Genomic DNA, 14,477 nt, shown 5'->3' with positions numbered 1-14,477 from the left:
GGTGGTTCGTCATGCCCGTTGAGCAGCACAGCGATCCCTTCGAGGACCGGCTCTCCGCCGCCCTGCACCAGGTCGGCGGGACCTTCGACACCAACCAGGGCGCGCTCGCCGCCGCCGGAGCGGCACACGGCCGGCGGCTGCGGCAGCGCCGCCGCGCCGCCTTCGCCTCCGGTGCGGCCGGCGTCGCGCTCGCCGGCGTGACGGGCTCGCTGCTGCTGGCCTGGGGCGGTACGCCGGCCGGCTCGCGGACCTCGTCGGTGGCCGCCGGCCCGCGCACCGCCACGCCCTCGCCCCCCTCCTCGCCGTCCGCCGTCGGCAAGGACGAGATGATCCGGACGTGGGAGGCGGTGCTGCGCAGGACCGGGTCGGGCGCGGCCGCGTTCAGCCAGGAGGAGGGCCGGGGCACGGGGGAGGGCGGATGGCCGTACGCCTCGGTCGTCTACGACGACGGGAAGGGCCCCGCGGCCGTCTCCGTCTCCCTGGCCCGGGTTGAGCCGGGCGGCCAGGAGGCCAGGCAACAGACCCGGTGCCCCGACCGGGCGTTGGCGAGGTATGACGCCTGCTCCACCGAGCGACTGGCCGACGGCTCGGAGCTGATGATCCTCCGGGGCTACGAGTACGCGGACGGGCGGGCGGACACCAAGCGGTGGACCGCGAACCTGGTCACGCCGGCCGGTCAGAGTGTTTCGCTGAGCGAGTGGAACGCCGCCGCCGAGAAGGACGCACCGGTCAGCCGCGCCGAACCACCCCTGTCCCATGCGCAGTTGAGGACGCTGGCGGCGGCGCAGGAGTGGCGGAGGATCACCGACACCCTCGCCGGCGGCCCTCGGCAACGCGCGGAGAACCCCGCCGCTCCACCGCTCTCCGCCAGGCTCTCCGACCTGCTGCCCAAGGGCCTCGATGTGACGAGGAAGAGCGATGGAAGCGATGCCGAGTACGGCAATGTCGTCATTGATGACGGGCAGGGGCGCAGCCTCGTCCAGATCAACGTCCAGCCGGACATGCGCGACGTCGCCGGCGACCTCTTCCGCTCCGGCAGCGAGACCCTCGCCGACGGCACCCGTGTCGCCGTCCACCAGGGCCCGGGCAACGATCGCGCCGACGGCGTGGTGATGTGGACCGTGGACACCATGCGCCCCGACGGCAAGCGCGTGGTCATCAGCGCCTTCAACGCCGAGACGCAGAACGGCGCGGCGACCCGGGCGACCCCCGCATTGACGATCCATCAACTCAGGGTCATCGCTCTCAACGCCAAGTGGTGGACGGGTTCTTGACGAGACGTCATGACGCGCGGGTGCGGCCGTGCTCCCGGTTCCGCTAGGCGCCCGACCCCTCGGGGGTGGACAGGCCGACGTTGCCGGCGAGTCGGGTGACGGCGCGTTCGAAGAAGGCGTCGCGCGCATCGATGACCCGGTCGAACTGGCCGAAGAGCTCGAAGCTCACCAGGCCGAAGAGCTCGGCCCAGGCGGCGGCGGCCCCCACCAGGACGGGGGCGGGCAGCCGTACCCCGAGGGTCTTGCGCAGTCGCTCGGCGTCGGCGAGGACCTTCTGCGGGAGCGGCGGGCCGTCCGGCGCGGGGCAGGCGCCGGCGGCGTGCGCGTCCTCGACCACGCGGATCAGGGCCAGGCCGACGCGGGCCGCGGGTCCGGTGGTGTCCTGGGGTGCGGCGTAACCAGGCACGGGCGAGCCGTAGATGAGCGCGTACTCGTGCGGGTGCGCGAGCGCCCAGCGGCGGACGGCGCGGCAGACCGCGGTCCAACGGGCCAGGGGCGCGGCGTCGGCCCGGGCGAGGGCGCGTTCGGCGGCCCCGCCCACCGCGTCGTAGGCGTCGATGATCAACGCGGTGAGCAGGTCGTCCCGGCTGGGGAAGTACCGGTACAGCGCGGAGGAGACCATGCCGAGTTCGCGGGCCACGGCGCGCAGCGACAGCTTGGCCGCCCCCTCGGTGGCGAGCTGTCGGCGGGCCTCGTCCTTGATCGCCGCGGTGACTTCCCTGCGTGCGCGTGCGCGCGCTCCCTCGATGGCACTCATGCCGGCCAGTCTGCCATCGATTGGAGCGGTGACTCGAATCGAGAGCACTGCTCTTGCTTTGGAGGGCCGCGGCGTGCACACTGCTCTTTAGGGAGAGCAGTGCTCACGCTCTCGTGTCGAGGAGGAATCCCATGAGTGCACACACCGCCGATCACGCCATCACGCCGGGTTGGTTCACGATCAATGTGTTCAACCGGCTCGTTGCCTGGTTCAACCGGCGCGGGATCGGCGTCTTCGGCTCGCAGGAGTTGGCCGTTCGCGGCCGCAAGAGCGGGGAGTGGCGGTGCACGCCGGTGAACCTGCTCACGGTGGACGGCCGGCACTATCTCGTCGCGCCCCGCGGTCACGTCCAGTGGACGCGCAACCTGCGTGCCGCGGGTGGCGGGGAACTCCGCCTGGGCAAGGCCACGCAGGCGTTCACCGTCACCGAGGTGTCGGACGCCGAGAAGCCCGTGCTGTTGCGCGCCTACCTGAAGCGCTGGAAGGCGCAGGTCAGCGCGTTCTTCGACGGCGTCGGCCCGGAGTCCCCCGACGACGAGTTGCTCCGCATCGCACCGAAGCACCCGGTCTTCCGCCTCACGTTCACCGGCTGACCGCCATCCCCTCCCCGCACCGCGGACGCCCGCATCCGGCAAGCGGCGGGCGCGTTTTGCGCCAACCCTTTGCAACTGCGGTGCGAGACTGGCCGGTTCGGGCTAGACAGGAGGACCGGAGGGGGGAATCGCATGGCAACGCCAGCTCGGCGGCGGGGTGTTGGTGGTCGTGGGTCTGGTCGGCGGCGGGGGTCCGGGCGTCGGCCGGGGCGCCGGGCGGCCCGTCGTCCCGCCCGGCGGCCCCGCGGCCAGGCGGTGCGGCGCCGTGCGCGCGAGTGGACGTTCACCCGGTTCGCCGCGATCGTGCTGGCCGTCGTCGTGCTCGCGACGCTGGCTCGCGAACATCCCGTCAGTGCGGGGGTGTTCGGGGTGCTGGCGGTCGTGGTCGTGCTGGGCCTGCTCGTGTGGAGCGGTCGGCTTCGGTTGCGGAGTCCCGGGGGCGTCGGGCCGCGGCGGGACGTGACGCATACCCTCGCCGCCTATCAGCACATGACCGGCGCCCAGTTCGAGCACGCCATCGCCGATCTTGCGCGCCGCGATCCCGGCGTCCGGTCCGTCACGGTTTCCGGTGGCGCCAACGACCGGGGGCTGGACGTCCTCGTCGTGCTGCGGGACGGTCGACGGATCGCCGTGCAGTGCAAGCGGTACGGCGAACGCAATCGGGTCGGTGCCCCCGCGATCTATACGGCGAACGGGACGTACAGCGACTTCCACCGCTGCGACGCCGCGGTGATCGTCACGACCTCGCGGTTCACCCGTGACGCCGAGGTCGCCAACGCCTCGCTCCCCGCGCCGCTCCGTCTGATCGACGGGCGCGGGCTGGCTCGTTGGGTCGCCGGCGGCCGCCCGCCCTGGGGCTGAGGCCGCGACGAGGGGACCGGGCTCGGCGGGCGGTGGCCGGGCCTGCGCCGGGGGTTGACACCGTCGGGGAGCCGTTCGTGTTGTAGCAATGCCCCTCCGGCCGTGGGGAGTTCGGCGGCATCCGCCACGACGTGGGACCCGCGCACGGCAACGGGTACCACTACGAGCGCGCCAACTGACGACGGATGGACGGACGGCCGGGCCCGGGGTGCCCGGCACCGAGCAGAGGCCCCGGGCGGCGCCAGGAGCGTCGTCAGGAGCCCGTGGTGCACACCGAGGTGATCCAACGCCCGCCGCCGGCATGGGAGATGGCGTTGGATTCGGCCTCGGCCCGGGTGGCGCCGCTACCGCCCCAGTATTGGCGGGTTGCGGAGTTGTAGGCGAAGGCGCCGCACTTGTTCTCGAACGCCGTCAGGACCTTGCAGCCGGTGCTGTAGCTGGAACATCTGGACAGTGCACCCTGACTGGCGCCGCTCATGGAGTGGTAGTTCCAGGCCGTGCCGTAGCCGCCGTCGGTTCCCACGGCGATGGCGCCGAAGTAGTCCGGCGGGGGCGGCGGGGGCACGGCCGGGGCGGTCGTCGGATAGGGCACGGGGGAGTAGGTGTAGGGGGGCGGGGAGTAGGTGCCCGGGGGCGCGTAGGTCGTCGGGGCGTACGTCGTGGCGGGGGTGTAGGGCGTGGTGTGCATCCACGCCGGCTCGGTGCCGGTCGGGGTGTCGGCGTGCGAAGTGGTGTACGTGGACGAGGAGTTGGCGTTGGTGTCGGACGAGTCGTTGCCGTGCGGGATGAGCAGCGCGACGAGCACGGCCACGGCGGCGACGATGAGGCCGGCGGCCGCCGCACGGGCCGGGGGCTTCGTGGCGGAGGGTGTGGTGCCCGGGCCGGATGCCTGGCCGGGCGGCCGGTTGGGCGTCCGCGGGCGGGGCGGCGGGGGCCCGCCGGGGCGTCCGGCCCGGCGCCGGGTGGGCGCGCCCTTGGCGGGGAGGGTGGAGGCGGTGGCGCTGGCCGCGGTGAGCTGCTCGGCCCATTGGGACGGCGTCGGCCGTTGGGCCGGGTCCGGACGGTGACTGGCGCGGGCCAAGTCGCCCAGCGCGGCGCTCAGTCCGGCCAGGGCGGCGGGATCGGTGGTGGTCTGCTCGCGGGCGAACAGCCGGACCGCGAGCAGGCCCAGCTTGTGGACGTCGCCGGCCCGGGTGGCCCTCTCCTCGCCGTTCGGGACCTGCCAGTCGGGCGTCTCCGCCTGGGGCAGCACGGTGGTGCCCCGCAGGCCCATGGCGTCGCTGTCGATGAGGAAGCACTCGGGCCTGGGGGCGGTGGTGAACAGCAGGTTCTTGGGGGAGAGGTCGCCGACCGTGATGCCGATCCGGTGGAAGCGGTCGAGCGTGGCCGCCAGGTCGGCCAGCAGCAGGAGCCGGTCCCGTTCGCTGATGCTCAGACCGATGCCGGCGACGTAGCCGTCCTCGTTGAGGAGGTACTCCAGGTTCGCCAGTCGGCGGGTGCCCGAACTTCCGTGCAGACTCCGCAGGGTGAAGCGGAAGCGGTCGGGGACGGCGCGCATCAGGAAGCCGCAGGCGTTGCCGCCGCGTTCGACGACGGCCGCCGGCCAGGCGGTCTTCTCGCACAGCCAGCGGCCGTCCGTGGCGTCCAGTTCGCCGAGCAGCGCCACCCGCGCGGCGAGCGCGGCGGCGTCGAGTTGGGGCAGTACCTCGGCGCGGTACTCCTTGTAGACGACGTCCCAGCCGTCGCCGTGCGCCTGGTTGATCTTCTTGTGCGGCACCTCGTACACCGTGCCCTGGCCGCCCTGGCCGAGTTGGCGGCCCAGGGTGAGCGTGGCGTGGTCGACGGTGGGGGTGCGGTCCGCGGTCATCGCGGGGCCGCCGTGCCGCGCGGCCAGACCGCCAGCAGGGTCCGGTCGTCGTCGAAGGTCTCCCGGGAGAAGTCCAACAGGTGCGCGAGCCAGGCGGGCGCGGGCGGGGCGGCGAGGTGGCGGGCGAAGAGCGCGCCCACCTGGCCGTCGCCGTCGCCGAGCGGGTCCGAGAAGCCGTCCGTGCCGACCAACAGCACCTGGTGTGCGGTGAGTTGGACGCGGGCGTGCTCGGGCGGATCGGGGACGTGGGGCAGCGGGGTGACCTCGTTGGACACCAGCGGAGCGGCCGAGCCGGTCTTGGAGCCGAACAGCTCCCGGTACCGCCCGGTGGTCAGGTCCAGGATCCAGGCACACGAGTCCCCGATGCGGAACAGCTCGACCACCGGGCCCGCCGGTTCGGGGCGCGCGACGCCGGCCACCAACGTCGTCGCGTACAGGCCCGCCACCTCGCCCGGCTCGGGCTCCCGCCCGTTCAGCCGCCACTTCGCCAGCTCGCGGAGGCGTGTCGCGGCGTGCTCGGCCACGTCCCGGAAGTCCAGTCGCCGCTCGGACGCGGAAGCCAGGTGGAGCATCCGTTCCAGGGCGGCCCGGCACGCCTCGACGGCGCCGAGCTCGGAGCTGCTGGCGCTGGAGACGCCGTCCGCGACGGCGAAGGCGACGCCGCCGGTCGACTCGTGCGCCGCGGCACGGGCGGCGTCCTGCCGCGGCTGTCGGTAGTAGCGGTGCTTTGCGCCCCGGACGGTGGCAAAGCGCAGTGCGAAAAGGTGAGTTGACCAGCCGTCACATTCGGTGTCGGGGAATTCGAAGGCGTACTGGCCCGGGGGCCGGGCCTCGAACTCGGGGCCTGGTTCGCCCACCGTGACGCGTTGCCAGGGCGGGGGCTCGGAGGTGGCCGGTACGGGCGGTGCCTGGCGGCGCGGAGTGTGGTGCGCCGTCGTGGGGCCCTCGCCGGCGGGAGGGGTCACTGCCCCACCTCGTCGATGGCCATGGTGAATTGGTCCGGGCGGTTCACCACCAACTGCGGGCTGCCCGAGCTCAGGGCGTGGCCCGAGGCGACCAGGCTGGAGGTGAGCGCATGGAAGAACTCGGCGACCGCCTGGCCGATGTCGGTCCCGGGCTTGGCCACGAAGGCGAACTCCGGGCGGGTCGCCACCTCGACCATGGTGGCGGGCTGGGCGTCGCCGATGCCGCAGGCGACGATGTTGGGCGCGGTCGGTGTCTGGGACTTGTCGATCAGCCTGGCGTGCGGGCCCCGCCAACTCCCGCCGTCGGTCGGCTGCCCGTCGCTGAGGAAGAACACCACCGGGCGGTGCACCTTGTAGCCCTCGCCGCGCAGCCACTGCACATCGGACGGAATCCGGGCCAACAGGTCGTCGAAGACCGCCTCGTAGTTGGTCAGGCCCCGGATGACCACCTTCGGCAGGGTGGTCTCCGTGCGCATGTCCGCCACCGCGAGCCGGACCTGCACGTCGTCGGAGAATCCCAGGATCGCCAGTCGCAGCTTGGCCGCGATCATCGGCTCGGCCCGCAGCCCCTCGCACAGCGAGATCAGACCGCCGGACAGCTCACTCTGGTACGGGCCCATCGAACCGGACTCGTCGGCCAGCACATAGGCCGGCAGCAACACACCCCTCGCCTCAGCCATACAGATCCGCTCCCCCGTCTCTGTTGTGTCGCGTCAACTCGCTTCTAGCGTAAGGAGTTTGCTCTCTATGAGCGCCCTCCTCGCTGCCGTATCTTCCCAAAGGGCGGAGACGGGCGGAAGCGACTCGGGGGAGTCAGCGTGGGCGATCACAACGGGAAGAACGGATCGGGAACGCCGGAGCTGCCCACCTGGCGGGGGACACCGCGGGCGGTGCCGCCACCATTGGGGCGACCGTCCCCGCTGGCCACGGAACCGGGGCGGGCGGCGCGGCCGTCGCCCACGCGATCCGGCCCGCGAGCCGCTCCGCGGTCCGGTGCGCAATCCGAGCCACGGTCCGGTGCGCAATCCGCTCCGCGGCCCGCTCCGGGACCCTCCCGCCAGTCCGCCCGGCCGGTTGCGGCCGTCTCGGAGGCGGCGACCTGGGGTGTCGTCCCTCCGGGAGCGCCGACCGCGGACCCGCACGGCAGAGGGAGCGAGCACGCGCTCCCCGCCGACCCGGCTCTGGAACCGACGGTGCCGGCCCCGGTGCGTAAGGTGCTCCTCGCCGGCATCGTGGTGCTCGGTGTGCTCGCCCTGTTGATCGTGTACGTGGGCTCGGACCCGTGGGGTGCGACCACGGTCCCCAACGTGCCCCCGACCACGGCCCCGAAGGGAGCCGCGGACCGTGCCCCCTTCCTCCAGGCGCTGGACAACCTGGCCGGGGCCCGCGGTCTGCGCTACCAGGAGACCTCGACCCGCACCGGGGAGCAGCGCGACGTGTGGGTCTCCCGGTCCGGGATGCTCACGGGAACCCTCGGCGACCAGGCCAGGGGAGTCCTCCGGATCGGCGGCCAGACGTTCACCCGTCGGCAGCCGCCCCCCGACGAGGGGGACCCGGGTGGTGCGAGCGACGCGGGCGGGACGCCGTCGGGTGACCCAACGTCAGACACGGCGTCGCCGGACGGTATACCGACCAACGGCGTCTCGTCGGACCGCTCCCAGCCCACCGAATGGACCGTCGACGACCCGGGAGAGGCCGCCGCCGTCCGGCAGGCCGACCGCTTCCGGTCGCCGGCCGACCTGGCGGCGCAACTCCGGAGCGCCCTGAGCGCCACCCATGCGCTGCCCGACCCGAAGGGCGCCGGGCGCAAGCCCGAGTCCGTGGACGGGGTGCCGGCGCTGCGCATCGACACCACGGCCGGCAGCCTGCTGGTCTCAAAGGGCAAGCCCTACCGGGTACTTGGGCTGAAGCCGTACGCCCCCGCCGCGCACTCCGCGCCGCCCCGGAAGCGCGGCGCGTCGTCCCCGGCGGCGCCGTCGAAGGTCACCGTCGGCCCCCTGAAGGGCGACGACTCCGTGGGGATGACGTTGACCCCGCTCTCCGATGACCAGGTCGGCACGGTGTACGACACCCTGGCGCGGGAGGCCGGACGGCTGGGCGCCGCGCTCGACGGCGGGGTCGCCGTCTCCCGCGACGACGCGGGCGATCTCGACTGTGGACCCGACGGGTGTGCCGTCACCGAGCGGTTCACCGCACGGCTGGAGCCCGCGGCCCGGGCCCGTGGCGCCGACCGGCCCGTCATCGCCGTACTGCGCGCGACTGTCGTCATCGGCGGGCGGGACGCAGGCTCGTGCACCAGTGACCGGGTGGGGTTTCCCCTGGACGCAGGCTCGGTCTCCGGCTCGTTGTCCTGCCTGGCCGCCGACGCCGGGTCGGCCTCCGCCGGGGTCGATGCCGGAACGGGTAACTCCCCTTCGGAGAACGGGTCTTGGCGATCGGGCCACCGGCGCACGCCCCGCTTCTCCGCCCGGATTCACGCCGTCGTCGAGGCCGTCGCGCTGCCCGAGGACGAGGTGGGTCGGCTCGTCGCGGAGGTGCGGCGGGAACGGGATGGTGCGGACGGGGGTGCGCCGTAGCCGACGGCCGGGATGCTGGGGTCGCCGTCGCGTACGGCGACGCCGAGGCCGACGGCGATTCCGACGCCGCTGCGCCGCATGGCGGCAGCCAGCCGCGCCAGCACGTCGTCGGTCGGCTCGGCCGGGTGGACCAACCACACGTCGTGAGCGGGCGGCGGCCTTGCCCGGGGCGGCAGTTGGCGCGCCGGGGCGGGCCGGGCCGACCGGGCGCGGGTCAGTCGTCGAGCGGGCGCCAGGCAGGGCGCTCGCCGACCGGTCCGACCCGGCCGAACACCACGTCCGCGAAGTGGATGCCGAAGCCCAGGGTGTCCGGCTCGCGGAGCTCGGCGAGGAGTTGGCGGCGGGCGTCGGCGGCCAGGGCGGGGTCGTGGTCGACGGCCACCGACCACTCCGGGTGGTCCACCTGGATCGGCGAGTGCAGGGCGTCGCCGAAGGCGATCAGCCGCTGCCCGCCCGAGGAGATGACGTAGACCGCGTGCCCGGCCGTGTGGCCGGTCAGGAACATGACGTGGACGCCGGGGAAGACCTCCTCTCCGTCCGTCACGGTCCGCACGCGGGGCGCCAGCGCGGAGAGTATCCGGTCGTCGATGCCGTGTGCTTCGAGGAGGTGGCGCTGGTGCCACTCGGGCTCGGTGACCAGGTAGTCGGCGTGTGTGAAGGCCGGGCGGTCGTCGCCCGGGGCGGGGTGCCAGGCCCAGCCGATGTGGTCGGGGTGGAGGTGGGTGAAGGCCACCGCTTCGATGTCCGACGCGGCCCGGCCGTGGGCGGCGAGGCTGTCCAGCAGCGCGCCGCCGTGCAACGCGCCCACCGGTCGGTCGGAATCGGGCGCGGGCGACAGCGGCCCGAGGCCGGCGTCGATCAACAGGGCGCGGCCGTCCCGCTCCACGAGGAGCCCGCCGACGCCGGCCGCCAAGTTGCCGGTGGCGTCGAGGTATTCGGGATGGGCGGCCCACACCGCGTCGGTGGTGTCCGGGAGCCAGCGGCGCGGGATCAGTTGTGCGGTGCCGTCGGGCAGGTACGTCACCGTCGTCTCGCCGAGCCGCAGCGAGCGGCGGGTGGCGGGTCGGCGCAGTCGTTCGTCCTGGCTCGGGGCGGAAGTGCTCATGGCGGCTGGTCCTCCTGAAGTACGGTGCGAACGAGGGATGTTGGACATCCGGGCGCGGCGGCAGGGATGCCGGCGCCGGTCCGCTCGGGGCGGCGACCACACCACCATAAGCATCAAGCTTGAATCATTCAAGCTCGGAATATTTAGGTTGCATGCGCTTGTTACGATGGGCCCATGACCACCGACCCGGAGGCGCAGGCCCTCGCGGAGCGCCAACTGTGCGGCCTGGTGAACGGGATGGCCCAGCAGATCTCCGAGCACATCCGCCGGCGTGCCGCCACGTTGGGCCTCACCGCGCCCCAGGCCGTCGCGCTGCGCGAGTTGGCCGGGCCGATGACCATGCGGGAGCTGGCCGCGCGGATGACCTGCGAGCCCTCCAACACCACCTTCGTCGTCGACAAGCTGGAGAAGCAGGAGCTGATCGAGCGCCGCGCGCACCCCACCGACCGCCGCGCCAAGCAACTGGTCCTCACCCCGCGGGGCGTCGAGCTCCGCGAGCGGCTGCTGGCGCTGCTCGACGCGGAATCCCCGCTCGCCGCGCTGAGCCGGGAGGAGAAGGGTGCCCTCCAGCGCCTGCTGCAACGGGCGATGACGCACCCGCCGAAGGGGGAGTAGTCGCTCCGGGTCGGCACCGAACGGGACGACCACCGCTGAGGTCCCGGCGGCGCGGCCCCGCCGCCGGCTACGGAGGTCAGTCGCCCGCCGCCCGGAATCCGCGCAGCCGCAGGCTGTTGCCGACCACGAAGACCGAGGAGAAGGCCATCGCGGCGCCCGCGATCATCGGGTTGAGCAGGCCGGAGGCGGCCAGCGGCAGGGCCGCCACGTTGTAGGCGAAGGCCCAGAAGAGGTTGGACTTGATGGTGCCCAGGGTGCGCCGGGAGAGCCGGATCGCGTCCGCCGCGGTGCGCAGGTCGCCGCGCACCAGCGTCAGGTCGCCGGCCTCGATGGCCGCGTCGGTCCCGGTGCCCATCGCCAGCCCCAGGTCCGCCTGGGCCAGCGCCGCCGCGTCGTTCACGCCGTCCCCGACCATCGCGACCGAACGGCCCTCCTGCTGAAGGCGCTTGACGACCTCGACCTTGTCCCGCGGCAGCACCTCGGCGATCACCCGCTCCGGGTCGATGCCGACCTCGGCCGCGACCGAGTGGGCCACCGCCGCGTTGTCACCGGTCAGCAGCACCGGCGTCAGCCCGAGCCCGCGCAGCCGCCGGATCGCCTCCGCACTGGTCTCCTTGACGCCGTCGGCCACCTCCAACACCGCCCGGGCCGCGCCGTCCCAGGCCACCGCGACCGCGGTCCGCCCGGCCGCCTCGGCCGCCGCCTTGGCCCGCGCCAGCTCCTCGGGGAGCGCGATGGCCCACTCGGTCAGCAACTGCTCCCGGCCGACCAGCACGGCATGCCCCTCGACGACCCCCTGCACGCCCAGCCCCGCGACGCCCGCGAAATCCTCCGGCGTCGGCAGGGCGCCCACCTCGGCGCTCGCGCCGGCCGCCACCGCCCGGGCGATCGGATGCTCGGAGGAGTGCTCCAACGCGCCGGCCAGTCGCAGCACTCCGGCCCGGTCGGTGCCGGCCGTGGTGTGCGTGGCCAGCAGCGTCATCCGTCCGGTGGTCACCGTGCCGGTCTTGTCCAGGACGACGGTGTCGACCTTGCGGGTGGACTCCAGGACCTCAGGGCCCTTGATGAGGATGCCGAGTTGGGCGCCGCGCCCGGTGCCGACCAGCAGCGCGGTCGGCGTGGCGAGCCCCAGGGCGCACGGGCAGGCGATGATCAACACCGCGACCGCGGCGGTGAACGCGGCGGTCAGCCCGGCGCCGCTGACGATCCAGAAGCCGAGGGTGGCCAGCGCCAGCGCGATCACGACCGGGACGAACACCGCGGAGATCTTGTCGGCCAGCCGCTGCGCGGCCGCCTTGCCGTTCTGCGCGTCCTCCACCAGCTTGGCCATCCGGGCGAGTTGGGTGTCCGCGCCGACCCGGGTGGCCTCGACGACCAGCCGCCCGCCGACGTTCAGGGTCGCGCCGGTGACGGCGTCGCCGACCGCGACCTCCACCGGCACCGACTCGCCGGTCAGCATCGAGGCGTCCACGGCCGACGCGCCGTCCACCACCGTGCCGTCCGTCGCGATCTTCTCGCCCGGCCGCACCAGGAACCGGTCCCCGACCCGCAACTCCCCGATCGGCACGGTCACTTCGCGCCCTCCGCGCAGCACCGTGACGTCCTTCGCGCCCAGCTCCAGCAGCGCCTTGAGCGCCGCGCCCGCCTTGCGCTTGGCGCGCGCCTCGAAGTACCGGCCGGCCAGGATGAAGGCGGTGACGCCGGCGGCCGCCTCCAGGTAGATGTTGCCGGCGCCGTCGGTGCGGGCGATGGTCAGCTCGAACGGGTGGGTCATGCCGGGCATGCCGGCCGTCCCGAAGAACAGCGCCCACAGCGACCAGAGGAACGCGGCCGAAGTGCCGAGCGAGATCAGGGTGTCCATGGTGGCCGCGCCGTGCCGGGCGTTGGTCCATGCGGCCCGGTGGAACGGCCAGGCGGCATACGTGACGACCGGCGCGGTCAGCGTCAGCGACAGCCACTGCCAGTAGGTGAACTGCAGCGCCGGCACCATCGCCAGGGCGATCACCGGCACCGCCAGCGCCACCGCGGTGATCAGCCGCTGGCGCAACGACCGCAGCGCATCCGGCTCGCCGCCGCCCTGTGCGCCGTCCACGGCGTCGCCACCCGCGGCGGGGGCGACCGGCGCCGGCTCCTGCGCGCTGTACCCGGTGGCCTCCACCGTCGCGATCAGGTCCCCGACCGAGACGTCGCTCCGGAAGACGACCTTCGCCTTCTCGGTCGCGTAGTTGACTCTCGCCTCGACGCCGTCCATGCGGTTGAGCTTCTTCTCGATCCGGGCGGCGCAGGAGGCGCAGGTCATCCCGCCGATGGCGAGCTCGACCTCGGCGGCGCCGGGACTGGTGGTGGTCATCTCTGCTCCTCGCAGCTCACGGAAGGGGGGTGTGCGCGTCGTCGGGCGCTCGCCCCTGGATACCCTAGGGGGGTATCCAGGGGCGACGACTCCATGTATACCCCCCACCCGTATTAGCCGCAAGGGGCGAGGTGAGGCGATCGAATGCCCCTAGGGGGCATGAAATGGGGAGAAGCTCCGACGTAATCCATCGGGAGGGGAGGGGGAGTCACCCCGCGCCCACCCGCGCGGACCGACCGCCCGCCACATTGATCGCGGGCTTTACTGCACATTGGTTGCAAGTGAAACCGACCCGCACGAATGTGGGGAGGGTCCCCGGCAGAGGTCGGGGGCGAAACGGAAGAAAGCAGCATCAAGCATGGCTACGTCCCCCTCCCCGACCCTGGCCGGCCAGGCGGCCCCGCCGTCGCGCCGGCAGCGGATCGCGCGGTCGATGACCCGCGCCGAGTGGGGGCGGATGGCCGGCATGGCCGGCTTCATCCTCGCGCTGCACGTGATCGGCTGGTTCACCCTGGTGGCGATCGTGGCCCCGGAACACTACAGCCTGGGCACCAAGAGCTTCGGCATCGGCATCGGCGTCACCGCGTACACCCTCGGCATGCGCCACGCCTTCGACGCCGACCACATCGCCGCCATCGACAACACCACCCGGAAGCTGATGCACGAGGGGCAGCGCCCGCTCTCGGTCGGCTTCTGGTTCTCACTGGGGCACTCCAGCGTCGTCTTCGGGCTGGCCTTCCTGCTGTCGCTCGGCATCAAGGCGCTCGCCGGACCGGTCAAGGACGACAACTCCCAACTGCACGCGATCACCGGGCTGATCGGCACCACCGTCTCCGGCGTCTTCCTGTACCTCATCGCCGCGATCAACATCGTGATCCTGGTCGGGCTCTGGGGCGTCTTCCGGCGGATGCGCGCCGGCGACTTCGACGAGGCGGCGCTGGAGGAGCAGCTCAACAACCGCGGCCTGATGAACCGCATCCTGGGCCGGGTGATGAAGTCGATCACCAAGCCCTGGCAGATGTACCCGCTCGGCCTGCTCTTCGGGCTCGGCTTCGACACCGCCACCGAGGTCGCGCTGCTGGTCCTGGCCGGCTCCGGCGCCGCCTCCGGCCTGCCCTGGTACGCCATCCTCTGCCTGCCGGTGCTCTTCGCGGCCGGCATGAGCCTGCTGGACACCATCGACGGCTCGTTCATGAACTTCGCCTACGGCTGGGCCTTCTCCAAGCCGGTCCGCAAGGTCTACTACAACCTCACCATCACCGGCCTGTCGGTCGCCGTGGCCCTGATCATCGGCACCGTGGAGCTGCTCGGCCTGCTCGCCGACAAGCTGGGGCTGCACGGCTGGTTCTGGGACTGGATCGGCGGACTGGACCTCAACGCCATCGGCTTCGCCATCGTCGGCCTGTTCTTCCTCACCTGGGTCGTCGCCCTCGCGGTGTGGAAGTTCGGCCGCATCGAGGAGAAGTGGACCGTCAACGTCCGCCCGGCGCCGGCCGAGCGGACCACCGACTGAC

Annotated in this window: 12 protein-coding genes; 6 read left to right on the top strand and 6 right to left on the bottom strand. The window is 73.0% G+C overall.

Translation table 11 applies throughout. The annotated features are described in order from the left end of the window. Window positions 1-11: 11 nt before the first annotated feature. A complete protein-coding gene (locus PV796_RS08725) occupies window positions 12-1,274 on the top strand; it encodes a hypothetical protein (protein WP_274912368.1) in 1,263 nt (420 codons plus the stop codon). Between the two features lie 43 nt (window positions 1,275-1,317). On the opposite strand, the gene PV796_RS08720 is transcribed toward PV796_RS08725, so the two are convergent. After that, window positions 1,318-2,031, bottom strand: a complete 714-nt coding sequence (locus tag PV796_RS08720) for a TetR/AcrR family transcriptional regulator (protein ID WP_274912367.1) — start codon at window positions 2,029-2,031, stop codon at window positions 1,318-1,320. Between the two features lie 131 nt (window positions 2,032-2,162). On the opposite strand from PV796_RS08720, the gene PV796_RS08715 reads away from it, so the two are divergent. Further along, the gene (locus PV796_RS08715) at window positions 2,163-2,624 is read left to right on the top strand and encodes a nitroreductase family deazaflavin-dependent oxidoreductase (RefSeq protein WP_274912366.1); all 462 of its coding nucleotides are present in this window, start codon (window positions 2,163-2,165) and stop codon (window positions 2,622-2,624) included. 255 nt (window positions 2,625-2,879) lie between these two features. Next, a complete protein-coding gene (locus tag PV796_RS08710) occupies window positions 2,880-3,485 on the top strand; it encodes a restriction endonuclease (RefSeq protein WP_274912365.1) in 606 nt (201 codons plus the stop codon). 253 nt (window positions 3,486-3,738) lie between these two features. Here PV796_RS08710 and PV796_RS08705 read toward each other — a convergent pair whose 3' ends face one another. The 3 genes from PV796_RS08705 to PV796_RS08695 are packed head-to-tail and all read right to left on the bottom strand — an operon-like array spanning window position 3,739 to window position 6,997. Then, window positions 3,739-5,352 carry a DUF4189 domain-containing protein gene (locus PV796_RS08705; RefSeq protein ID WP_274912364.1) on the bottom strand — a complete coding sequence of 538 codons (1,614 nt, stop codon included), beginning with the start codon at window positions 5,350-5,352 and terminating at the stop codon, window positions 3,739-3,741. After that, the gene (locus tag PV796_RS08700; RefSeq protein WP_274912363.1) at window positions 5,349-6,317 is read right to left on the bottom strand and encodes a protein phosphatase 2C domain-containing protein; all 969 of its coding nucleotides are present in this window, start codon (window positions 6,315-6,317) and stop codon (window positions 5,349-5,351) included. Before PV796_RS08700 ends, PV796_RS08705 begins: the two co-directional genes overlap by 4 nt. Then, complete coding sequence (locus tag PV796_RS08695; protein ID WP_274912362.1) at window positions 6,314-6,997, bottom strand: vWA domain-containing protein; 684 nt, start codon at window positions 6,995-6,997, stop codon at window positions 6,314-6,316. Before PV796_RS08695 ends, PV796_RS08700 begins: the two co-directional genes overlap by 4 nt. A gap of 525 nt (window positions 6,998-7,522) precedes the next feature. Between PV796_RS08695 and PV796_RS08690 the strand changes: the two genes are divergently transcribed. After that, on the top strand, window positions 7,523-8,893 hold the full coding sequence (locus PV796_RS08690) for a hypothetical protein (protein WP_274912361.1): 1,371 nt from the start codon (window positions 7,523-7,525) through the stop codon (window positions 8,891-8,893). A gap of 214 nt (window positions 8,894-9,107) precedes the next feature. Here PV796_RS08690 and PV796_RS08685 read toward each other — a convergent pair whose 3' ends face one another. After that, entirely contained in the window at window positions 9,108-9,998 is an 891-nt protein-coding gene (locus PV796_RS08685; RefSeq protein WP_274912360.1) for an MBL fold metallo-hydrolase, read from the bottom strand. Between the two features lie 174 nt (window positions 9,999-10,172). Here PV796_RS08685 and PV796_RS08680 point away from each other — a divergent pair, with 174 nt between their 5' ends. Then, on the top strand, window positions 10,173-10,613 hold the full coding sequence (locus tag PV796_RS08680) for a MarR family winged helix-turn-helix transcriptional regulator (RefSeq protein ID WP_274912359.1): 441 nt from the start codon (window positions 10,173-10,175) through the stop codon (window positions 10,611-10,613). Window positions 10,614-10,689: 76 nt separating this feature from the next. Here PV796_RS08680 and PV796_RS08675 read toward each other — a convergent pair whose 3' ends face one another. Next, entirely contained in the window at window positions 10,690-12,963 is a 2,274-nt protein-coding gene (locus PV796_RS08675) for a heavy metal translocating P-type ATPase (RefSeq protein WP_274912358.1), read from the bottom strand. Window positions 12,964-13,396: 433 nt separating this feature from the next. Between PV796_RS08675 and PV796_RS08670 the strand changes: the two genes are divergently transcribed. Then, window positions 13,397-14,476, top strand: coding sequence for a HoxN/HupN/NixA family nickel/cobalt transporter (locus tag PV796_RS08670; protein WP_376562731.1), 1,080 nt, complete (start codon window positions 13,397-13,399; stop codon window positions 14,474-14,476). Window position 14,477 lies beyond the last annotated feature (1 nt).

Origin of the sequence: Streptomyces sp. WZ-12, assembly GCF_028898845.1 — a bacterium.
Classification (GTDB): Bacteria; Actinomycetota; Actinomycetes; order Streptomycetales; family Streptomycetaceae; genus Streptomyces.
Note: the sequence above shows the minus strand (reverse complement) of the source record. Positions and strands in the feature narration are given on the sequence as shown.